We start from the raw sequence: 21,532 nt of genomic DNA on the forward strand, positions 1-21,532 counted from the left end.
TCATGACCAGGTAGCCGTCGGGCCCTGAATGTGAGGCATGACCAGGTATCTGCCGGGGCCGTTGTGATCCTTCCCGGCCTGCCGGGGCTGTCTCGTCGACCGATCGGTCGGCGGGGCAGCCCGTGCCACCGCCCTCGCGTGCCGGGCTGGCACCGCTGCCCCGGTCGGGCCATTCACATGCTGCCGCGTGAACGCGACGTACAGGAGGAATTGTCATGGATCATGACGTTCCAATCGTCACGGTTGCCGTTCCCAATGTGACCGTTGTCGTCCCCACGTACAACGAGCGGGACAACCTGGTAACAACCGTCGCCGCGCTGCGCGCGCTGCCGCTGCCGAACCTGCGCGTGCTCGTGGTCGACGACGACTCGCCGGACGGCACCGGTGAGCTGGCCGGCGAACTCGCCCGGCAGTCACCGCGGACCGTCGCCGTCCTGCATCGCACCACAAAGGACGGTCTCGGTCGGGCTTACGTCGCCGGCATCACCCGGGCCCTGGACGAGGGCGCCGACATCGTGATCCAGATGGACGCCGACCAGTCCCACCCCGCTGACGCGATCCCCGGAATGGTGGCGGTTCTCGCCGACACCGACGCGGCGGTCGTACTCGGCTCCCGGTACGTACGCGGCGGGTCCGTCGCGGGCGACTGGGGCTGGCGCCGCAAGGCCCTGTCCGTGTGGGCCAACGGGTACGTCAACGCGATCCTTCGACTGGGGGTCAGGGACGCCACCGCCGGATTCAAGGCCTGGCGCGCGGACGTGCTACGCGCGATCGACGTGTCGTCGATGCGCAGCAACGGCTACGCCTTCCAGGTCGAGATGAACTACCGGACGATCCGGCACGGCATGCGGATCGTCGAGGTCCCGATCCGATTCCGGAAACGGGCCGAAGGCGCCTCGAAGATGAGCCTGGCCGTCCAGTTCGAATCGGCGCTCATGCCGTGGAAGCTCCGGTTCGGCCGCAATCCCGTTCGGCCCCGTCACCGTATCGGGACGAAACGTCCGGAGAGGACACCCGCGTTGCCGAGGTGACCGGGCAGCCGGCCGACCATCCACAACGGAGTCAAAGGCCCGGCCGAGTCTCCTCACCCGAACGAGGCAAAGGCTTCGTCTGTCGCTGAAGTCGCACAGAAAGGCAGACGCATGGCCGTGGCGTCCAGACTGATGGCTTCCCGGGCCCAGGAACGGCCGGCGGAGCCGGCGTTCATCGTCGGTGCCGACGGTCGGTCGATGTCGTGGCGCGGGCTGGCCACGTACGCCGAGCGGCTGCGGACGCTGGCCGCCGGGCGCCGGCTGCCGCGCCGGGCCCGGCTCGGTCTGGTGATCGGCGACCCGCTCGCCTTCACGGCCGGGTACCTCGGGGCGTTGGCCGCCGGGTTCACCGTGGTGCCCGTCGATCCCCGGCTCTCGGCGTCCGAGCGCGACGCCGCCCTCGACCGGTTACGGGTGGACGTGGTCGTCACCGACGCGCCAGCGGAGCGCGGGGCGGCCGGCGTGGAGACCTGGCTGGCGGGGCGCGGCGGCCCGGTGCTCGCGTACCCGGCGACGACCGCCGCCTGGCCGAGCGCGAGTGCGGCGATGCGCCCGGCCGTGCTGCTGACCAGTTCGGGCACCACGGGGACGCCGAAGGGGATTCCGTTGTCGGAGTGGCAGTTGCTGCACGCGGCTCGCCGGGTGGCCGGGCACCACGGCTTCGGGCCGGGCCAGCGCGGTTACAGCCCGCTGCCGCTGTTCCACGTGAACGCGCAGGTGATGGGGCTGCTCGCGACTCTGGTCAGCGGCGGGTCGCTGGTGCTGGACCGGCGCTTCGAACCCGACGTGTACTGGTCGCGGGTGGCCGAGTGGTCGCCGACCTGGTTGAACACCGTCCCGGCGGTGCTGGCCGCCCTGGTGACACAGGCACCGCCGCCGGAGGCGCTGGCCGCCCGGCTGCGGTTCGCCCGGTCCGCGTCGGCGCCGCTGCCCGATGCGACGCGGCGCGCCTTCACCGCGCACACGGGCATCGGGGTGCTGGAGACGTACGGCATGACGGAGGCGGCCGGGCAGATCACCGCCAATCCCCTCGACGTGACGGCCCGCCGTGCCGGGTCCGTCGGGCTGCCGGTCGGCATCGGACTGACCGTCGTCGGTCCGGACGGACACCCGGCCCGGCCCGGATCACGCGGGATGATCATGCTGCGCGGGCGGCAGGTGATCGGCCGGTACCTGGAGCTGGCCGGGCACGGAGCCGAACGCAGCCGCGCGGCCCGCGACGCCGGCGGCTGGCTGCCCACCGGAGACCTGGGGTTCCGCGACGAGGACGGCTTCGTCTACCTGGTCGGCCGCGCCGACGACGTGATCAACCGGGGAGGGGAGAAGGTCTACCCGCAGGAGGTCGAGAACGTCCTGCTCGGGCACCCCGCGGTCGGCGCGGCCGCCGTGGTCGCCGCACCGCACGACCGTCTCGGCCAGGTACCGGTAGCGTTCGTCACGGTCCGCGCGCACCTCGCCGCCCCGGGCCTGGTCGAGGAGCTGTACCGGCGGTGCGACGACAGGTTGCCCCGGTACAAGCGGCCCGTCCGCATCGCGATCGCCGCCGCGCTACCGACCGGCCCCACCGGAAAGGTGCTGCGCCGTACGCTCCGCGACGACCTGCTCGCCCTGGACGGCAGTCGGTGAGCGCCCCGACGGGGTCGGACGTGGTCACCGAGCCGGCGTCGCGACCGGACGGCCGACCGCCGTCGCCGCGGTGCGCGCCCGCGCCGCCCGCCGCACGCCCGGCGGCGCCCGCCCACCTCGCCCCGGTGGACGTGGTGCGGGTGCTGACCGTCGCTCTGGTCATCGCCGTGCACACGGTCGCGCAGCAGCCCGGCGGCGTGCGGCTGGCGGGCGGCGCGCTGCTGACCGTGATGCACGTCAGCCGTGAGGTGTTCTTTCTGCTGACCGCGTTCGTGCTCGGCTACAGCCACCGGGACCGGGCGCCGTCGCGCTGGTGGAAGTTCTGGCGCCGGAGGTACCTGCTGGTGGGCGTGCCGTACCTCGTGTGGAGCGCGGTGTACTTCCTCGCCGACGGTGAGCCGCTGCGGCCGGCCGGTCGCGCGCTGGCCGGGTTCGCACACGATCTGCTCACCGGGGCGGCCCGCTACCACCTGTACTTCCTGCTCGTGTCCATGCAGATGTACCTGGTGTTCCCGGTGCTGCGCCGGGTGCTGGCGGCCACGCGGCGCCAGCATGGCTGGCTGCTGGCCGGCGCGGCGGTCTACCAGTTCGGCGTGTACGCCGCCGTGCAGCAGGCGTCGGCGCTCGGCCCGCTGCCGGGGTGGCTGCGCGATCCGGGCCCGTACCTGCCCAGCTACCTGGGGTTCGTGGTCGCCGGCGGGGTGGCGGCCTGGCACGCGGAGGAGTTTCTGCGCGTGACCGGCGACCGGACGCCGTGGATTCTTGCCGGCTGCGGCGCCGTCGTGGCGGCCGGCGTCGCCGTCTTCTTCGTGCGGGCCTGCTGGCTCGGACAGGCTCCGGTGGCGGCCAGCGCCGTGTTCCAGCCCGTCGTCGTGGCGGAGAGCGTGGGCATCGCCTGGGCGTTGCTGGCGCTCGGCCTTGCCTGGCAACGGCGGCGCGCCTTCGGCCGGCGGCTGGTGCGGTCGGCGTCGGACGCCTCGTTCGGGGTCTACCTGGCCCACCCCTTGCTGCTGCAGGGGCTGCTCGCGGCGAGCGCGGCCACCGGCCTGGCCACCGCGGCGGGGCGGCTACCCGACCCGGTGGTCACGGCGGTAGCGGTGACCGTCGTCGTTCCGTTGACCTACCTCATCTGTTGGTTGGGGGTCGCAGCGGGGCGGCGCACCCCGCTGAGCCTGGCGCTGACCGGCCGCCCCAGGCGCGGTGTGCCGTGAGTCCGGGCGGAGCGCGGTACCTGCCAGACCATGCGGTCCGACCCGGACCGTCCACAGTCCCCGCATCCGGCGAAGGAGAATGCGATGCGAACGTCAACCGGTACGACGATGGTGATCGACAGCGGCCTGCCCACCGGCGCGTTCACCGACCTCATCACCAGCCACGGCCAGTACATCGACCTGGTCAAGTTCGGCTGGGGCACCGCCCTGGTGACGCGTGACCTCGACCGCAAGGTCGCCGTCCTGCGTGATGCCGCGATCGGGTTCTACTTCGGCGGCACGCTGTTCGAGCACCACCTGTGGACCGGTCAGCTCGACGAGTACCTGCGCCTGGTCGACCGTACCGGCGCCACCCACATCGAGGTGTCCAACGGCACGATCCCCCTGGACCAGAGCAGCAAGGCCGAGTACGTGCGCAGGATGTCGCAGTACCGCCCGGTCCTGTCCGAGGTGGGTTACAAGGACGCCGAGCGCTCGGCGCTGCTCACCCCGGCGGACTGGGTGGAGGCGCTGCGCGAGGACCTCGAGGCCGGTGCCTACCTGGTCATCACCGAGGCGCGGGAGAGCGGGCGCAGCGGCATCGCCCGGGCCGACGGGCAGTTGCGCCGCGACGTCCTGGACGCGGTGCTCGACGGCGTCGACACCGACCGGGTGATGTTCGAGGCGCCGACCAAGGACCTGCAGGTGGGGCTGATCAACGCGGTGGGCCCCGACGTGAACCTCGGCAACGTCGCCGCGGCCGATGTCGTCGGGGTGGAGACGCTCCGCCGTGGGCTGCGCGGCGACACCCTGCTGCACCTCACCACCGGCGTGAACGCCACCGAACGCGCACACCCGCGCTTCCCGTCCGTCGCCTGACCCGTACCTGTTCGAGGAGTGACCATGCGATCCACCCACGACGCGTTCCACGTCGCCGTGCCCACCCACAACCTCGACGAGGCGGTACGGTTCTACGTCTTCGGGCTCGGCGCCAAGCTCGCCCGCCGCTACGACGACCGGGTCACCTTCGACTTCTTCGGCGATCAGCTCGTCTGCCACCTCGACGAGAGCGCGGTACCCGACGGCGAGCCGGCGGCCTACCCGCGTCACTTCGGGGTCACGTTCGCGCGCGCCGAGGACTTCGACCGGCTGCTCCGGCTGGTCGAACACCGCAAGCTGTCGGTGCTGTCCGGCCCGGACACCCGGTTCGAGGGCACCGCGGAGCAGCACCGCACCATCTTCCTCGCCGACCCGTCCAACAACGTGCTGGAGTTCAAGCACTACGAGGACCCCCGGCTCCAGTACTGACCACGAGCGGCCGCGAGATGACCGGCAACGTCCACGGGAGACAGCCGTTGCCGACCGCCGGGCGGGGGAACCGGCACCGCCGGCGGTACGGCCGCCGTACCGCCGGTATCCTCGCGCTCGTCTCCGCCGTCCTCCTGGCCCTGTCCGCCTCCGCGCGCGCCCCGGTCATCCGGGCTCCGGCGGTCGCGCCGCCGAACGCCGTCCCGCTGCCGGCCGGCTGGACCCAGACCACCGTCCCGGTCACGGCCGGCGACATGGCCCGCAGCTACCTCATGATCCGCCCGCGACGCACCGGCACGACCCGCCTCCCGGTACTGGTCGAGCTGCACGGCTGCTGCGTGACGCCGCAGTTCGAGGCGCGGCGAAGCCGCTTCATGGACGTGACGGGGCCGGCGATCCTGGTCTATCCCGCCGGGGTGGCGCAGTCCTGGAACGCCGGCTACTGCTGCCGGCAGGCGCAGGCGAACGACGTCGACGACGTCGCCTTCCTCACCGCCGTCGTCGCCCATGTGCTGGCCACCCAGCCCGACGCCGCCGCCGCGGAGGTGTACCTCGCCGGCTACAGCAACGGCGGGAAGATGGCGCTACGCATGGCGTGCGCGGCGCCACGGCTGTTCACGGCACTCGCGTCATACGGCGCCGTGAACGCCATGCCCTGCCAGGATCCCGCGCCCGTGTCGCTGCTGGAGGCCGCCTCCACCGGCGACCCCGAGCTGACCATCGGGCCGACCGGGACGGCGCACACCGTCAACGGGTACACCGAGCCGACCGTCACCGCGCAGGTCGACGAGTACCTGATGGCCGACGAGTGCCCGGACGACGCGGACGTCCGTACCGTGGGCAGGCTCACCGTCAGCACGTGGACCGGGTGCGGCTCGGGCCGGAGCGTGCAGCTGGCCGTCTACGAGGGCGGTAGTCACGTCTGGCCGCAGGGCGACGACGCCACGCCGTCGGCCGCGCAGGTGATCTGGAGCTTCTTCCGCGCCGTCCACGGCGCCGCCGCGAGAGGCACGAAATGAGCGCGAAGGGCGCGAAATGAGTACCCCACCGCGGCTCGTCGTGGTCAGACACGGGCGCACCGGGTGGAACGCCGAAGGGCGGTTCCAGGGCCAGGCCGACCCGCCGCTGGACCGGGTCGGGCACCGCCAGGCCGAGGCGGTCGCCGACGCGGTCGCCGCCCTGCGCCCGGGCCTCATCCTGGCCTCCGATCTGCGCCGCGCCCGGCAGACCGCGCAGCCGCTCGGCGCCCGGTGCGGGCTGCCCGTCATACCCGACGCGCGGCTGCGGGAGGTGGACCTCGGCGGCTGGGCCGGCCTGGACCGGGCCGAGGCCGCGCGCCGCTACCCCGACGAGTACGACCGGTGGAGCCGGGGCATCGATGTCCGCCGGGGCGGCGGCGAGACCCTCGCGGAAGCGGGTACCCGTGCGGCCGCGGCGCTGCTGGCCGCGCTCACCGGGACCGCGCCGGGATCCACCGTGGTCGCCGTTTCGCACGGCCTGGTGCTCCGGGCCGCGATCTCCCGCCTCGCCGGCCTCGGCATCGTCCGGCTGGCGGTCGACGCGCCGCACCTGGCCAACGGGGAGTGGAACTGCGTACCGCTCGTCTCGACGGACGTCACGCCGACCGCAACAGGACGACGCCGTCGATGACGCGCTCGACCCGGTACCGGTCGGCGAGGATCCGCCGCACCTCGCCGGTACGGTCCACCGTGTCCGGTTCCCGGTACAGCAGCACCAGCGTCGGCCGGCCAGGTCCGTCCAGGATGGATCGTAGGCGGGGCAGCGCGCCCGGGATCTTCTCGATCGGCCTTCCCCACAGGTACGGATACCTGGTCGTCCGCCGGGAGAGGAAGTAGATGTCCGCCTCGGAGACGAGTACGTAGATCTGATTGCCGGGCGCCGTCTCGGCGCGCACCGTCGCGGCGATGCGCTCGTCCCGCCGGGCCGCGGCGTAGTACGGAATCGCCCGCTGTCGCTGCGCGGGCGTGGCCGGCACCAGCACGGCGAACCAGATCAGCTGCGGTAGGAGGGTGCCCGCGACGGCGACGGCCCGCCACCCGGTTCGGTGGACCGCGGCTATCGCGACTCCGGCCAGCACCGCCAGCGGCGGGAGCAGTTGGACGTAGTAGTGCGGCCAGTACGAGCCGCCAAGGTTGATCCCGGCCGCGGCGCTCGCCAGCCAGGCCAGCAGGGTCCGCCGCGTGGGCCGCGACCCGCGCAGCAGCCACAGCCCGGCACCTGCCGCGACCGCGATCGCCGGCAGATCCAGCCCGACCGGTGCCAGGCCGCCGGTGAAGGAGTGCCAGCGCGCACCGATCCCGGAACCGGGCCGGCCGATCGCCGCCAACTGGTAGCCCGCGATCGCCGTCCAGTACGTGTGCCAGCCGAGCCGCCAGCCGTGGAGCGCGCACGCCGCGAGCGGCGCCGCGACGGCCGCGAGGAAGACCGTCGGCGCCACGACGGGCGCGCGGAAGACCGTCGGCGCCGCGACGGGCGCGCGGAAGATCGCGGTACGGGACCGGCCGGGCCGCCGGGGCACCGCGCCTGTGACGACCGCGAGGCCGGCGACGATGCCGTCCACGCCGGACGGCTTCATCGTCATGGCGCCGCCCGCCGCCAGCCCGGCCACCACCAGCCAGCCCGCCGATCCCGACCGGCGCCACAGCAGGGCGGCGGTCACCGCGGCCGTCGCGGGCCCGCTGGCCAGCAACTCACCGTTGAGAGTGAACCCTTCGAGGTGCGGCGCGACACCGACCACGGCGTAGCCGGCCGCTGCGGCGACGCCCGCTCGATGCCCCACGAGCAGCCAGCCGATCAGCCCGACGAGCACCGTGATCGCGGCTCCGGCGCACACCGCGGCGAGCCGGATCGTCCGGCCGCCGTCGCCCAGCCAGAGCAGGAACCGGTAGGTGAGCAGCAGACCCTGTGGCCGGTCCAGCCAGACCCCGCGGTAGGGCCGGTGGCCCTGCGACCACCGCCACGCGGCGTACGCGTACCCGCCCTCGTCCATGCCGATTCCCGTCCAGATGAACGGCGCCCGTAGCGCGGCGGCGACCAGCGCACAGCTCGTGATCGCCCATGCCGTGCGGCGGTCGGCCGCGGTGCGCAGCCGTGGGAGTCGGGTCGACCCGTCGTCCGGACTCATCCGCGCCCCGATCTGTACGGCCCGCCGGTGACCCGGCAGCGTGCCGGCAGTCCTGATGGTCGCCGGTGATCCGACGGGAGAGCCGTGGGCCGGGACGCCGGGAGCGGGGCGGTCAAGGAGTGATGAAGGCGCTGTCAACCAACCGTGGGGATACCCGGGCACCGTTTCCTCATGCGCCCGTGACGACCTGAGCCCGTCACGTCTCGCGATCTTGGACACCTGTGCCGGCTATGGGTGGCCCACGTGTCCAGGATCTGCGGGGTTCGGAGGGCGCCGCGTGTACCCCTGACAGGAGCGGGGAAAATCAGGAACATGGTCGACACGGCAACCGGCAGCTACGCGAACCCGGCCGGCGCGTACACCCGGGACTCGAACTACATCACCACCCGTATCACCGCCGACGGGCACGACGGTTACCCGGTGGAGCCCGGACGGTACCGCCTGGTGGTCAGCCGGGCCTGCCCGTGGGCGAACCGGGCCATCATCGTCCGCCGTCTCCTGGGCCTGGAGGAGGCGCTGTCGCTCGGGGTGTGCGGACCCACCCACGACAAGCGCAGCTGGACGTTCGACCTCGACCCCGGTGGCGTCGACCCCGTACTGGGCATCGAGCGGATCCAGGACGCCTACTTCGCCCGGTTCCCCGGCTACGACCGGGGCATCACCGTCCCGGCGATCGTCGACGTCCCCACCGGCCAGGTCGTCACCAACGACTACGCGCAGATCACCCTCGACCTGTCCACCGAGTGGCGGGCCTACCACCGCCCCGGCGCACCCGACCTGTACCCCGAACCGCTGCGCGCCGAGATCGACGCGGTCAACGAGGTCGTGTACGCCGACGTCAACAACGGCGTGTACAGGTGTGGCTTCGCCGGTACGCAGCAGGCGTACGAGGAGGCCTACCACCGGCTGTTCGACCGGCTCGACTGGTTGTCGGCGCGCCTGGCGGGCCAGCGGTACCTCGTCGGCGACACCATCACCGAAGCCGACGTCAGACTGTTCACCACGCTCGTGCGCTTCGACGCCGTCTACCACGGCCACTTCAAGTGCAACCGCCAGAAGCTCACCGAGATGCCGGTGCTGTGGGCGTACGCCCGCGACCTGTTCCAGACCCCCGGCTTCGGCGACACCGTGGATTTCGACCACATCAAGCGCCACTACTACCAGGTACACCGGGACATCAACCCGACCGGCGTCGTCCCCGTCGGCCCCGACCTCGCCGGGTGGCTGACCCCCCACGGCCGGGAAACGCTCGGTGGACGTCCCTTCGGCGACGGAACGCCGCCGCCTCCGCCGAGGCCGGACGAGACCGTACCCGCGGAGCACACCCCGCTCGGCCGGGTACCGAGGTAGGACGCGCTCTCCCTCTCCAGGTCATTCGCCCAACAGCCGCCTGCCCCAGAAGTCGTCGCGGGTGCGGACCCCGGGCGGGCACGCGAACAGCCCACTCGACACGTGGCGGACGTACTCGTTGAGCGCGTCGTTGCGGGCCAGCCGGGCCTGGATCGGCACGAACTGTCTGCGTGGGTCGCGCTGGTAGGCCATGAAGAACAGGCCGGCGTCCAGCCTGCCCAGGCCGTCGGAGCCGTCGACGAAGTTGTACCCGCGCCGCAGCAGCCTGGCTCCGCCGTTGGTGTCGGGGTGCGCGAGCCGGACATGCGCGTCCTCGGGCATGACCGGTTCCCCCTCGGCGCCGGTCGCGGCGAGGTCGACCGGGTCGAACTCGCCACGGCGACCGAGCGGCGCGCCGCTTCCCTTGGCGCGCCCGATGACCGCCTCCTGCTCGGCGAGCGACGTGCGGTCCCACGTCTCGATCGTCATGCGGATCTTGCGGGTCACCAGGTAGGTGCCGCCGGTCATCCAGTCCGGCCCGTCGCCGGGCTGTACCCACAGGTGCGCGCGCAGCGCGGCCCCGTCCTCCGCCTTGAGGTTGGCGGTGCCGTCCTTGAACCCGAACAGGTTGCGTGGCGTGGCCTGACTTCGGGACGTCGACGACGTGCGGCCGAACCCGAGCTGCGACCACCGCAGCGACACCGCGCCGAAGCCGAGCCGCGCCAGGTTGCGAATCGCGTGCACCGCCACCTGCGGGTCGTGCGCACACGCCTGTACGCACAGGTCGCCGCCGGAGATGGCGGGGTCCAGGGCGTCGCGGGGGAAGGGCGGCAGGTCGGCGAGCGCGGCGGGTCTGCGCTCGGCGATGCCGAACCGGTCCCGACCGGACGCGTCGCGAAAAAGCGACGGGCCGAAACCGACGGTGAGGGTCAGCCCGGACGGCGGCAGGTCGAGCGCCTCGCCGGTGTCGTCGGGTGGCGCCTCGGGCGGGCCGGCGACCGCGCCGACCGGTCCGGCGTCCCGGCCGGCGGTCAGTCGGGCCGCGGCGCGCGTCCACTCCCGCAGCAGGTCGACCAGGTCGGCCCGCCTCTCGGTCGTGACATCGAACGCGACGAAGTGCAGCCGGTCCTGGGCCGGGGTGGTGATGCCCGCCTGGTGCTGGCCGAAGAACGCGACGGCGCCGCGGGTGTCGGGCGCGGCCGACCGGTCGTCGATCGCTCCGCGCCCCCACGCACCGGCCACGCCGGCGGCGGTCGCGCCGGCAACCCCGGCCCCGCCGATGGCCAGCATCCGCCGCCGCGAGATCCCGCTCGTCATCGCCGCTCCTCTACCCGGTCGCCGTCTCGGTCCGGCTTGCTAGCTGGGTGCTACTTCTGGGCCGCCACAGCCGCGCCGACCTTGCTGATCGGCTCGGCCAGGCCGTTGATCAGGTCGGACAGCTCCTTGACCTCGGCCGTGGACAGTTCCGGGTACGACTTCCAACCGTTGCCGACCCGGTGCCGGTCAAGGGCGGACTGCACCGCCGCGAACCGGGTGTCCAGCTCGGCCACCAGCGCGCCGTTCCGGGCGGCGAGGCCGGCGCGCAGCGCGTCGACCGCCACCATCGCCCCCTCCAGGTTGGCGGCGAAGTCCCACAGGTCGGTGTGCGAGTACCGGTCCTCCTCGCCGGTGATCTTTCCGGTGGCGACCTCGTCGAGCAGTTCCTTCGCGCCGTTGGCCAGCTGCACCGGTGACAGGCTCACCGACTTGGCCCGGGCCGCCAGCTCCGTGACGTCGGCGACGAGCTTGTCCGCGACCGGTCCGTCGGCGCTGACGTCGCCGGTCGTCCAGAGGTCCTTTTCGATCCGGTGGTAGCCGGTCCACTCCTGGCCGGCCTCCAGGTCGTTCTCGCGGGCGTCGATGGCCGGATCCAGGTCGCCGAACGACTCCGCCACCGGTTCGATGCGCTCCCAATGGGTGCGGGCCACCGGGTACAGCGCCTTGGCCTTCGCCACGTCGCGCGCCTTGACGGCGGCGGCGAACTCGGTCGTCCTGGCCAGCAGGTCGTCGGCTTCACGGGAGACGTATGTCCGGTACGTGTCCACGGCGGCCTTCAGCTTCGGGTCGGTGGTGAGGGCCCGCGAGGTCCCGGTCACGGTCAGCTTGACCCGGATGCCGTCGCCCTTCTGGCCAGGCTTGCAGGCGCCCTGGTACTCGCCGGCAGCCAGCTCCACGGGCAGCTTCCGGGTGACGCCGGGCGCGATGTTCTCCACCTCGCCCTTGATGGCGCCGTCCTTGTCGTACACATAGAACTCGGTGATCTTGTCACCCTTGTTGGTCACCGCGAAGGTGTGCGTGCCGGCCGGCAGTTCGGTCCGGGCCACCTGACAGCCGGTTTCGGTGGCGGTGACGCCGATCGTGGTGCCGTGCGCGGTGCCGCGACCGTCGCAGGCGGACAGACCCGTGAGGGTGAGGACGCCGAGCGTGATCGAGGTGGCGTGACGGGGGATGGGCATGGTGGACCGGACTCCTCGCGGACGGGTGGGTGGGACGACGGGGGAGGTCGCGGTGCTAGCTCGCGGGGGCGCCCTCGGCCGGCGCCGCCGGCTTCGTGCGTGCCGTGCGGGCGCCGCGCAGGAACAGCAGCAGCACCGGTACCGCGTAGCCGACCCAGGCGCACACCTCGAACCAGCTCATGGTCGGCGTCAGGTTGAACATGCCGCTGAGCAGGGCCGAGTACCAGGCGCCCGGGTCGATCACGCCGGAGACGTCGAACGCGAGGTTGTCTCCGCCGGGCAGGACGCCGGCTTCGTGGAAGTCGTGTACGGCGTACTTGAGGATGCCCGCGGCGACCAGGACCAGCAGCAGTCCGGTCCACGTGAAGAACGTGCCCAGATTGATGCGTACCGCGCTGGCGTACAGGGCCCAGCCGAGCGCCACGGCGGTGGCCAGCCCCAATGCGATGCCGACGAGTGGACCGGCCGACGTGGTCGCCCCCTGCGCCGCGGCGTAGAACAGCATCGCGGTCTCCAGCCCTTCCCGGACGACGGCCAGGAAAGCCATGCCGACGACGGCCCAGGCGCCCATCGCGAGCGCGTCGGACAGCTTCGTGCGCAGCTCCCCGGACAGTCGGCGGGAGGTGCGCCGCATCCAGAAGACCATCCAGGTCACGAACACCACCGCGGCGACCGACGTGACGGCGTCGAACAGTTCCCGCTTGTCACCGGGCAGCAGATCCTGTGCCACGAACGTGAGCAGCGCGCCGAAGGCCACCGACAGCCCGATCGCCGCGGCCACCCCGCTCCAGACGTGGGGGAGGCGCTCCGTGCGGCCGGACTTGACCAGAGACGCGATCAGGATGGTCACGACGAGGGTCGCCTCGAGCCCCTCACGCAGGCCGATGAGGTAGTTACCGAGGACGGCGTTGGACACCCGGGCTCCTGACGCTCGGCACCGGCGTCGCCGGTGGTGGGGATTGGACGGTCTCCGTTCTAGTTAGGTAAGGCTTACCTACATAAGCGGGAGTGTCAAGGCAGGGCGATCTTCACCACGCCTGCGCCCGGACGCTCACCAACGGCCACTGCATGGTGCGGGCCGTCGCCACCGCCCGGTTGCTCCGTCGCCGACCTCCCCGTTGCCGCTGTGGCACCCGCGCGGGTTGACGGCGCACCGCACCCGCCCGTAGCGTCGGCAGCAACCGTTGTGACGGCGCGGGAAGCCGGTGAGAATCCGGCGCGGTCGCGCCACTGTGGTCGGTCCGCCCCCTGAGGGGGACCGGGAGCCAGACCCCACGCCGTCACTGACCCACTGAGCGGGACGCGTGATCCCGAGGAGGTCCATCACATGGCTGACGCCGCGCTGTCTACCCCTACCGCGACACCGACTCCGGCGCCGATCCCGCTGCGCCACCTACTGCCCTGGGCGGTCTTCGGGCTGTTGCTGGCTGCCCTGGCGATCTACTTCGTCGGTGCCGAACAGGGCGCCACTTCCCTGATCGGCGGCCACTGGGTGCACGAGTTCACCCACGACGGCCGGCACCTGCTCGGCTTCCCCTGCCACTGACGGCCGGCGATCGCAACCATGAGCGCACGTACATTGCTGGTGCGCGGCATGCTCGTCGGCGTGGCCGCCGGCCTGCTCGCGTACCTGTTCGCCACCGCCTTCGGCGAGTCCCCGGTCAACTCCGCGATCGCCTTCGAGGCCGCGCACACCCCACCCGGCGACCACGACCCCGAACTGGTCAGCCGCACCGTCCAGTCCACCCTAGGCCTGGCCGCCGCGGTCGTGGTCTACGGCGCCGCGCTCGGCGGCATCGTCGCCCTCGTCTTCGCGGTCGTCTACGGCCGGCTCGGCCGGCTGGCCGCCCGCCCCACCGCGCTGCTGGTCGCCGCGGCCGGGTTCGTCGCCGTCGAGCTGGTGCCGTTCCTGATCTACCCGGCCAACCCGCCCGCCGTCGGAAGCTCGGAGACCATCGGCCGGCGCACCGCCCTGTACTTCACGATGATCGGCATCACCGTCGCCGCCGGCATCGGTGCGACGCTGCTCGGCCGTAACCTGACCGCCAGGCTGGGCACCTGGAACGCGGCCCTCATCGCGGCCGCGACGTTCGTGGCCGTCGTCGCGGCCGGCGCGGCGTTGCTGCCGGCGGTGGACGAGGTGCCCGCCGACTTCCCCGCCACCGTGCTGTGGCGCTTCCGGCTCGCCTCGGTCGGCACCCAACTGGTGCTGTGGACGACGATCGGGTTGCTGTTCGGCGCGCTCACCGAACGCGGCGAACGTCGTCGTACCGGCGCGCTGCGTTCCGCTCCGCCCGGATGAGCGCACTCCTTCCTTCAGCGGACCTTGAGCCCGTGGCCGCCGCGGACATCGTCGCGGCGGTGCGCCGCGCCGGGCACGACAACCCGCTGCTCGGTATCGACGCCGCCCGCCAGCCGCCAGCCGGCACCCCTGCCGCCGAGCTGTGCGCCAACGCGGGCGATGCGGCGGCGGGGCTGGTCGACGCGGTAGGGGCCTGGCTCGGCATCAGGGAGCGGCGGGTGGCCGCCTCGCTGGTGGTGCTCGGCTACGCCGCCCGCCTTGTCGGCCCTGCCGTCGCGGTCCTGCTGCGCGACGGCATCCTGCTCGACGTGCGTCCAGCGCAGGTCAGATACACCTTCGTCCCGGGCGGCGGCTTCCGCCTCAGCCTGCCGCAGCCCGCCGGCTGGCGAGGCTCCGCACCCGTCCTCCACCGCCGCTGGCAGGAGCATGTCATCGACGAGCACCTGAGGCCCCTCATCGCCTCCGTTCGCGGCGTCGTCCCGGTCGCCGCCGGACTCCTGTGGGGAAACGTCGCCTCCGGCCTCACCGGCGCCCTGCGCGCTCTCGCCGGCACCGTCCCGGCCGACCTGTGCCACCGCACCGGACTGACCCTGCTCCGGCATCCCGCCCTCGCTGGCAGCGGCCGGCTCGCCCTTGACGCCGGCCAGCTCGCCTTCACCCGGCGCAGTTGCTGCCTGTACTACCGGATCGACGGCGGTGGCACCTGCGGCGACTGCCCGCTCAGCTCGCCGCGCCGCTCGACGACCGCCTGACAGCGACCCGGACGGCAAAGCCCCACGGACAGCAAACGCGTCGTCGCCGGGCTGTCGCCATATCGGCAGGTACCGGGGGCAGCCAGCCTTGAGTTCATCAACGCTGATGCGCCCTGCATCACTCCGGCTCTGGTCGCCGGTTGTACCGCTCCAGCGTGGCTCGATCAGTGGAGCCCTCCTGGAAGATCAGCTCCCAGGGGCCGGTGTTCACGTCCATCTCCTTGCCGAAACCCACCCACTTGCCAGCCATACGTCGCCCCGTGGGCTCGGCGAGCAGCTGCCAGTCGGTCCGCCCAAACCGGCAGTGCGTCACAGAGCCGTTGTCGGCCGGCCCGGCCAACCCGGAGGCGCTTCACGCAGACGTTGACCGGGCACCCTACCCTGACGCTGTGTTATCGAATGACAGCACAGCGTCCGCCGAGTACGGGCAGCAGAAGGTCATTCAACGATCGCGACTGTTCGTCGTGCTTCCCGCGGCGGCGCTTGTCGTGCTCGCGGTCGGCCTGGTCTGGGAAATCGTGCGGACCAATATGGACGGTTCCGTGGTTCACCGGTGGCCATGGGGCTTCTCGTTGTTGCCGATCGACACCGCCGCCACGCTGGTGACGGCGGTAGGCGGACTGATGCTCGCACGTGCGCAGTACGCGCGGACCCAACGGCCATCGCTCGGCTTCAGCGTAGATGCCAAAGGAGCGAATCCTGAGGACGCTGTCGGGGCCGAGTGGTGGCAGCTCCACATATTCAACGGCGGCCCGGGCCTGGGGGTGGTCAGCCTGGTCGAGTACCGTGCGCAGTTCCGTGACGGCGGTCGCGGTCACGAGGGGCGCGGTTCTTGGTGCTCGCTGAGCGACGTCAGGACTGTTCTGCGCGATCACGGCCTCGAAGACCAGCGCGACTACTACCTGGTGTGGCTCGGGAAAGGCGCTCCTCTCACCCCTGTCCAGCGGGCACGAGACGGATGTCTGCTCGCAACGTTCAACAGGCGCGCCCTCGGTGCGCTGGCGGTGTTCGACATCAGGCTGCGGGTGCGGGACAGCGTCGGGGACGAGCACGAAAGGGTCCTGCAACTGGTTCACCATCTGCCGAATGCCGTCGCGGAAGCTCTCGGCAAGCAGCGGCAACGTACGGGGGACGACGGCTCGCGCCGGTCGTGATGCGTGGGTCGTCCAGTGGGTGATACTGGCATCGTGATCGACGAGGACGAGACCTTCGACCGGCTGGTAGCGGCCGCGCGCGCCCAGCTGGCCGCGGGAGTTTCCCTCGAGGAGATCATGGCATTCCTGCGCCGCGAGGGCCTGTGGCAGCTCCAGTCCATCAAAGTCTTGAGGTGGGCCACAGGCGTGGGTCTGGCGGAGGCGAAGCACCTCATCCACACGAGCGCTACGTGGGCCGATCAACGACGGGCCGCCGACGAGTTGCACGAGGTGTTGACCCAGGCGATCACGGACCTGGTGGATTCCATCGACGCCGACGGCTGCGTCGACTTGACCGATTACCAGACAGGCCCCGACCTGGTGGGCAGCTAGGCGGCGCCGGCCTTGCCCGCGCGGGTGAGCGCGTCGAGAACACCGGTCACCGTCAGTGCCCGGAGCACGTAACCGCGCGGCCGGGTGAGGACGAACTCCAGGCCGTGCTGACGTGCCGCGTGGGACGCGACGACCAGCGCGCCGATGCCCACCGAGTCGATGAACGCCAGGCCGCCGACGTCGACGACGATGCGGGCGGGACGTCCCGCGACGGCACCGGTCAGCGCCGCGCGGAGCTGATCGACCGTGGTCAAGTCAGCGTCACCGACAAGGGTGATCACGAACTCGTCGCCGTTCGAGCGCGTGGCGCAGGTCAGTTTCACGGGGCCTATCGTTCCTTACCGTCGGCCTGCTGTGGGCCCGGCTCCCCGCCCTTGAACCGGAAAGAGGGTTCCATGAACGGTCACGCCGGAGGGTGGGCCAGGTACGTGAGTACCGCGCCGACCCGCCGGTGCATCGTTGGTTCGTCGGTCAGTCCGAGCTTGCTGAAGATCGAGTTCACGTTCTTCTCGACGGCCGAGACGCTCAGATGAAGGTGTGCGGCGATCGCGGCGTTGGTGCGCCCTGCCGCCATGCCCTCGAGCACGTCCCGTTCCCGGTCGGTGAGCCGGCTGAGCGGCGAGGTTTCCTGACGCGCGCGGCGGTGCACGAGTCCTTCGACGACAACGGGGTCGATCACGCTGTCTCCGGCTGCGACGGCCCGGACCGCGGCCAGTAGCTGGCTGCGGTCGCCGACGCGGTCCTTGAGCAGGTACGCGAAGCCGGTCATGCCGTCCTTGAACAGTTCGAGCGCGTAGTCGGGGTCGGCGTGGTTGGACAGCACCACGATGCCGAGGTCGGAACGCTTCTCCCGCAGTCGGTGCGCTGCCGCGACGCCCTCGAGCGTGTGCGTCGGCGGCATCCGGATGTCGGTGATGACGACGTCGGGGTGGTGTTCGTCCACCGCCGTCATGAGCTGCTCGGCATCCTCGACCGAGGCGACGACGAGGACCTGCCCGTCGAGTTCCAGTAGTTGCCGGGTGCCCTCGCGGACGAGGTAGTGGTCGTCTGCGAGGACCACCCGGAGCGGCGTATCAGGCATTTGCGACATTGGCCATCTCCGAGATCGGGAATCGTGCCACGACAGTAGTGCCGACGCCGACGGTGGAGCTGATCTCGAGCCGCCCTCCGATCGCTTCCACGCGGTCACGCAGCCCTGCCAGGCCCGATCCGGTGGCGGTCACCGCGAAACCGCTGCCGTCGTCGGTGACCGCCACCTGGAGCCCGTCGGCGGCGAGCGGTCGGACGACGACCCGGGCGCGCCCGGCGCCGGAATGCTTGATCACGTTGGTGGTGGCTTCGCAGACGACGTAGTACGCGGCGGTTTCGACCGCCGGCGGGAATCGCGCGTCCGTCAACCGGGGATCCACGTCGACCGAGACGGGGATCGGCAACTGGTCGGCCTGCGCTTCGATCGCTGCGACGAGACCGCGGTCGCTGAGCAGCGGGGGGTGGATGCCCCGGACGAGGTTGCGCAGGTCGGCGAGCGACCGCTGCGCCTGTGCGTGCGACTGCGCCGCGATCTGTCCCTCGGTCGTCTCGGCATCGAGCGTCGAACGGAGCAGTTCCAGCCGGGCGAGCAGGACGACGAGCTGTTGCTGAATCCCGTCGTGCAGGTCGCGCTCGAGCTGCCGACGCGCGCGGTCCTCGGCCCGTACCAACCTTTCGCGGGAGGCTGCCAGCTCGTCGACCCGACGCGCGAGAGCGCTGGCCAGATCGGCGCCTCGCAGGGCGAGCGCGGCATGCCGGGCGAGGACCGTCAGCAGGCGGATGTCCTCGTCCGACCACCCTCCCCGCCGTGGTCCGCACTCGATCGCGCCGATCTCTTCCCCGGCTGCCGTGAGCGGCACGACGAGCCGCGCGTCGCCGGTGCGGGCTGACCCCGCGTGCACCTGAAGGTCGGGCTGGCACCTGATGTCGATCCAGGCGACATCCATGCCGGTCGCGATCGTGTCGGCGGTACGCGTGGCCAGGGCGCGCGGGTCGCTGCCCTCCAGCGACTCGGCGAGATGGCGCACGAGGGCGTGGCCACGAATCCGGCCCCCGCTCACGAAACGGTCGACGCGGGCCTCCAGCCAGACGCGCAGCGGGTGACCGGTCACCGCCGCGGCGGCTGCGACCAGTACGGCCGGCAGGGCGCCGTGGTGGCCGGCGGCTGCCGCGGCCGCGGTGTAGATGGTCAGGACGAGAGCCAGGACGACCCCGTAGGCGAGGGTGCGGGCGGCGTACAGCTCGACCTGCAGCAACCGGTACCGGCGTACACCGGCGAGCAGGGCGATCGGCAGCACGCCGACGACCGGTACGAACACCACCGCCCACCCACGGCCGAGCGCGTGGGTGCCGACGGGCGTCGCGACGAGCATCAGCGCGAGCACCGCCGCGATCGTGAGCGGCCAGAGCAGCTGTTGACGGCGCTCGCCGGTCGCGCCCCGCACGCGTACCACGAGGATCGCGAGCCCGACGAGTACGAGCAACGGCAGCACACCGGACACGTCCACCGGTCCCGAACCCCAGGGGAGCGGGGCCGGCGCCGGCAGCGCGGTCCGGTGGAAGTGGAGCGCGAGGTCGGTCTGGCGTGAGGTGACCGCCGCGACGACCGGGACGACGACCACGGCGAGGACACCCACCGTCACCATGCCCCACGAGGTACGGCCCCGTACCCGTTCGTCGGGGAACACGGCGAGGAGGATCGCGAGAGCGGCGAAGCCCGACCAATAGATCACATTTGCCGCCACGGCGGCTGCCCAGGGCAGCCATGCTGCGCTGTCCCCGCTGGTCACGCCGAGGACGCTCGCGATCGCGAACGCGGCGAGGTGGCACGTGCCGACGGCGGTGAGAAGACGCGCGCTCGCGTGCTCCGGACGCGCTCGCAGCGCGACGAGTCCGGCCAGCCACCACACCACCGCCAACGCGACGGGGAGCAGAACCTGCGGGACCGACGCGGTGAGCGCCGCCCCGACGCATACCGCGGCGCCGACGGCGCCCGTCGCCGCCAGCACCCCGGCCACCACCCGACTCGTCATCAGCCCATTCTGGGGCCTCGATCCGGTGGTGACACGGTGGCTGGCCACCGACCCCTCCTGTGGTGGACCTCCGCTCACCGCTGCGGCACGCCTGCCGGAACACGGTGGTCGGCAGGGCGGCACGCGACGGGTGGGCGCTCGTAGCGTCCTCGGCATTCATCAGCCACGTCTGTGAGGAGCTGAAATGGCCGTACGTAAGAGCAAGGCCTGGATCGCGTTCGTCGTCATCAACGCCCTTGTGACATTCTTCGGGCTCAGCTACATCTTCTTCCCGGGCAGGGACGTCGTGAAGGCCGGCTACAAGACCGAAGGCGTGCTCGCGCTGCCGGCGGTGGTGTGGGGAACCTACGTTGTGCTGTCCGCGCTGGCCATGCTCGTGGTCGCGACCACCGGACTCCGTCGGGGGGAGCGGTGGGCACGACGCGCCGCCCTCTACGAGTTCGCGTTTCTGGCAGCAGTCGTCGTGATCGAGCCGGACCCGGTCGTACCCACGATCTTCGCCGCCATTCTCGCGGTAGCGCTCTGGCGGTCCGCCCGCACGTCGAAGCGTGGGACGGCGCCCGGTGAACTCGCCGCTCCGGCCAAGCCGGCCTGACGGCGGGTGACCCTGCTGGTTCATCGACGCCGGTCGGCTGATTACGGGCCAAGACGGGAGGTTCTTCCGTCGGCCAGCGCCAATCCGATGCCGCGCATAGCATCGGTGCGCGGCCGTAGCGCCGTGAAGAATCCATACCGCTCCGTGCGAAATCCATGCGCTGTGGAAGGCCGGTCCATGCCCCGATTGCAGAGACACCGATACGCGCCGTGCACCGCGCGAAGCGCGCGACTGCGGTACCGTGGCCTCGCGCCGCTGGTGGCCCTTCTGACGCTGGCCGCGTGCACTCCACTGCGGATCACCCCTCCGCCGTCGGCGTCTCCTTCCGCGTCACCGAGCGGGCCACCGGCGCTCACCGGCTGGGTCTACCAGCTCCAGAGCTACCCGGACGGCAAGCTCGACGCGCTGGCGAAGGCGCCACAGCACCTCGCCGTCATCGATCTGGCCCGGGACGGCGGGAGCGAGTACTTCACCGCCACGGAGGTGGCCGCGCTGCGCGCGTCGGGCAAGAAGGTGCTGGCGTACTTCCAGATCGGAGCGGTCGAGGACTCCCGGCCCGAGTACGCGCTCCTGCGCCAGGACGCCAACGACGTGGTGCTCAACCACGTGACCGACTGGCCCGAGGACTACTACGTACGCTACTGGGACGAGCGCTGGTGGAAGCGGGTCATCGCGCCCCGGGTCGACCAGGCGCTCAAGGCCGGCTTCGACGGCGTGTATCTGGACACCCCGACCGCGTACGAGGCGATCGACCTGTCGGGCGTGCGGGAACAGACCCGCGAGGGGCTGGGCCGGGCGATGGTGGAGCTGGTCCGGCGGATCAGCGAGTACGCCAAGCGCCAGCGCGCCGGCTTCTGGGTCGTGCCGCAGAACTCTCCCGAGCTGCAGAGCTACCCCGGCTACACCGCCGCGATCGATGGCATCGGCGTGCAGGAGCTGTTCTTCCTCGACACCGACAAGCCGTGCGACCAGGGCTGGTGCGGTGGCAACCTCCAGCAGGTGCGCGCGCTGCAGAAAGCCGGAAAGGTCGTGCTCGCCGTCGACTACGCCACCCGCGCCGAAAACGTCAGGGCGGCCTGCGACCACTACCGGCGCGAGCGCTTCGCCGGCTACGTCACCGGACGGGACCTGGACCGGGCCAGCCCGCCGTGCCCGTGACCGGCGGGGGAGG

Annotated in this window: 22 protein-coding genes and 1 pseudogene; 15 read left to right on the top strand and 8 right to left on the bottom strand. The window is 71.8% G+C overall.

Going from position 1 to position 21,532, the window contains the following annotated elements:
* Positions 1-215 precede the first annotated feature (215 nt).
* From HC031_RS15625 to HC031_RS15655, 7 genes are all read left to right on the top strand, one after another.
* Complete coding sequence (locus HC031_RS15625) at positions 216-1,031, top strand: polyprenol monophosphomannose synthase (protein WP_167926047.1); 816 nt, start codon at positions 216-218, stop codon at positions 1,029-1,031.
* A gap of 111 nt (positions 1,032-1,142) precedes the next feature.
* Positions 1,143-2,657: a class I adenylate-forming enzyme family protein gene (locus HC031_RS15630; RefSeq protein ID WP_205862804.1), complete on the top strand. Its 1,515-nt coding sequence runs from the start codon at positions 1,143-1,145 to the stop codon at positions 2,655-2,657.
* A complete protein-coding gene (locus HC031_RS15635) occupies positions 2,654-3,868 on the top strand; it encodes an acyltransferase family protein (protein WP_167926049.1) in 1,215 nt (404 codons plus the stop codon). Before HC031_RS15630 ends, HC031_RS15635 begins: the two co-directional genes overlap by 4 nt.
* Positions 3,869-3,952: 84 nt before the next feature.
* Complete coding sequence (locus HC031_RS15640) at positions 3,953-4,726, top strand: phosphosulfolactate synthase (RefSeq protein ID WP_167926050.1); 774 nt, start codon at positions 3,953-3,955, stop codon at positions 4,724-4,726.
* A gap of 24 nt (positions 4,727-4,750) precedes the next feature.
* Positions 4,751-5,155 (top strand): VOC family protein, encoded by a 405-nt coding sequence (locus HC031_RS15645; RefSeq protein WP_167926051.1) that lies wholly within the window; start codon positions 4,751-4,753, stop codon positions 5,153-5,155.
* Between the two features lie 17 nt (positions 5,156-5,172).
* Positions 5,173-6,174 carry a CE1 family esterase gene (locus HC031_RS15650; protein WP_167926052.1) on the top strand — a complete coding sequence of 334 codons (1,002 nt, stop codon included), beginning with the start codon at positions 5,173-5,175 and terminating at the stop codon, positions 6,172-6,174.
* Between the two features lie 16 nt (positions 6,175-6,190).
* Positions 6,191-6,805: a histidine phosphatase family protein gene (locus tag HC031_RS15655; protein ID WP_167926053.1), complete on the top strand. Its 615-nt coding sequence runs from the start codon at positions 6,191-6,193 to the stop codon at positions 6,803-6,805.
* Here HC031_RS15655 and HC031_RS15660 read toward each other — a convergent pair.
* A complete protein-coding gene (locus HC031_RS15660; protein ID WP_167926054.1) occupies positions 6,771-8,300 on the bottom strand; it encodes a hypothetical protein in 1,530 nt (509 codons plus the stop codon). The genes HC031_RS15655 and HC031_RS15660 overlap by 35 nt on opposite strands.
* Before the next feature lie 312 nt (positions 8,301-8,612).
* Here HC031_RS15660 and HC031_RS15665 point away from each other — a divergent pair, with 312 nt between their 5' ends.
* On the top strand, positions 8,613-9,650 hold the full coding sequence (locus HC031_RS15665; RefSeq protein ID WP_167926055.1) for a glutathione S-transferase family protein: 1,038 nt from the start codon (positions 8,613-8,615) through the stop codon (positions 9,648-9,650).
* Positions 9,651-9,671: 21 nt separating this feature from the next.
* On the opposite strand, the gene efeB is transcribed toward HC031_RS15665, so the two are convergent.
* The 3 genes from efeB to efeU are packed head-to-tail and all read right to left on the bottom strand — an operon-like array spanning position 9,672 to position 13,040.
* On the bottom strand, positions 9,672-10,946 hold the full coding sequence (gene efeB / locus HC031_RS15670) for an iron uptake transporter deferrochelatase/peroxidase subunit (RefSeq protein ID WP_167926056.1): 1,275 nt from the start codon (positions 10,944-10,946) through the stop codon (positions 9,672-9,674).
* Positions 10,947-10,996: 50 nt separating this feature from the next.
* Entirely contained in the window at positions 10,997-12,124 is a 1,128-nt protein-coding gene (gene efeO / locus HC031_RS15675) for an iron uptake system protein EfeO (protein WP_167926057.1), read from the bottom strand.
* Between the two features lie 55 nt (positions 12,125-12,179).
* Entirely contained in the window at positions 12,180-13,040 is an 861-nt protein-coding gene (gene efeU, locus HC031_RS15680) for an iron uptake transporter permease EfeU (protein WP_167926058.1), read from the bottom strand.
* Positions 13,041-13,451: 411 nt separating this feature from the next.
* Here efeU and HC031_RS15685 point away from each other — a divergent pair, with 411 nt between their 5' ends.
* The 3 genes from HC031_RS15685 to HC031_RS15695 are packed head-to-tail and all read left to right on the top strand — an operon-like array spanning position 13,452 to position 15,178.
* Complete coding sequence (locus HC031_RS15685; protein WP_167926059.1) at positions 13,452-13,670, top strand: CbtB domain-containing protein; 219 nt, start codon at positions 13,452-13,454, stop codon at positions 13,668-13,670.
* A gap of 18 nt (positions 13,671-13,688) precedes the next feature.
* The gene (locus tag HC031_RS15690; RefSeq protein ID WP_167926060.1) at positions 13,689-14,426 is read left to right on the top strand and encodes a CbtA family protein; all 738 of its coding nucleotides are present in this window, start codon (positions 13,689-13,691) and stop codon (positions 14,424-14,426) included.
* Between the two features lie 32 nt (positions 14,427-14,458).
* Complete coding sequence (locus HC031_RS15695; RefSeq protein WP_167926061.1) at positions 14,459-15,178, top strand: (2Fe-2S)-binding protein; 720 nt, start codon at positions 14,459-14,461, stop codon at positions 15,176-15,178.
* Between the two features lie 118 nt (positions 15,179-15,296).
* Here HC031_RS15695 and HC031_RS15700 read toward each other — a convergent pair.
* Positions 15,297-15,458 (bottom strand): annotated as a pseudogene (locus HC031_RS15700) (XRE family transcriptional regulator); the annotation flags it as partial.
* Between the two features lie 109 nt (positions 15,459-15,567).
* On the opposite strand from HC031_RS15700, the gene HC031_RS15705 reads away from it, so the two are divergent.
* Positions 15,568-16,332, top strand: coding sequence for a hypothetical protein (locus tag HC031_RS15705; RefSeq protein WP_167926062.1), 765 nt, complete (start codon positions 15,568-15,570; stop codon positions 16,330-16,332).
* Positions 16,333-16,365: 33 nt separating this feature from the next.
* A complete protein-coding gene (locus HC031_RS15710) occupies positions 16,366-16,704 on the top strand; it encodes a hypothetical protein (RefSeq protein WP_167926063.1) in 339 nt (112 codons plus the stop codon).
* Here HC031_RS15710 and HC031_RS15715 read toward each other — a convergent pair.
* From HC031_RS15715 to HC031_RS15725, 3 genes are all read right to left on the bottom strand, one after another.
* Positions 16,701-17,027, bottom strand: a complete 327-nt coding sequence (locus HC031_RS15715) for an anti-sigma factor antagonist (RefSeq protein WP_167926064.1) — start codon at positions 17,025-17,027, stop codon at positions 16,701-16,703. The two genes, HC031_RS15710 and HC031_RS15715, sit on opposite strands and share 4 nt — an antisense overlap.
* An 80-nt stretch (positions 17,028-17,107) precedes the next feature.
* The gene (locus HC031_RS15720) at positions 17,108-17,785 is read right to left on the bottom strand and encodes a response regulator transcription factor (RefSeq protein WP_167926065.1); all 678 of its coding nucleotides are present in this window, start codon (positions 17,783-17,785) and stop codon (positions 17,108-17,110) included.
* Complete coding sequence (locus tag HC031_RS15725) at positions 17,778-19,766, bottom strand: sensor histidine kinase (RefSeq protein WP_167926066.1); 1,989 nt, start codon at positions 19,764-19,766, stop codon at positions 17,778-17,780. The genes HC031_RS15720 and HC031_RS15725 overlap by 8 nt, the downstream gene beginning before the upstream one ends.
* A 184-nt stretch (positions 19,767-19,950) precedes the next feature.
* On the opposite strand from HC031_RS15725, the gene HC031_RS15730 reads away from it, so the two are divergent.
* Together HC031_RS15730 and HC031_RS15735 are read left to right on the top strand one after the other, a co-directional pair.
* A complete protein-coding gene (locus HC031_RS15730) occupies positions 19,951-20,361 on the top strand; it encodes a hypothetical protein (protein ID WP_167926067.1) in 411 nt (136 codons plus the stop codon).
* Positions 20,362-20,619: 258 nt separating this feature from the next.
* Entirely contained in the window at positions 20,620-21,519 is a 900-nt protein-coding gene (locus HC031_RS15735) for a glycoside hydrolase family 191 protein (RefSeq protein WP_338090682.1), read from the top strand.
* Positions 21,520-21,532: the final 13 nt, after the last annotated feature.

It is taken from the genome of Planosporangium thailandense (assembly GCF_011947195.1).
Classification (GTDB): Bacteria; Actinomycetota; Actinomycetes; order Mycobacteriales; family Micromonosporaceae; genus Planosporangium; species Planosporangium thailandense.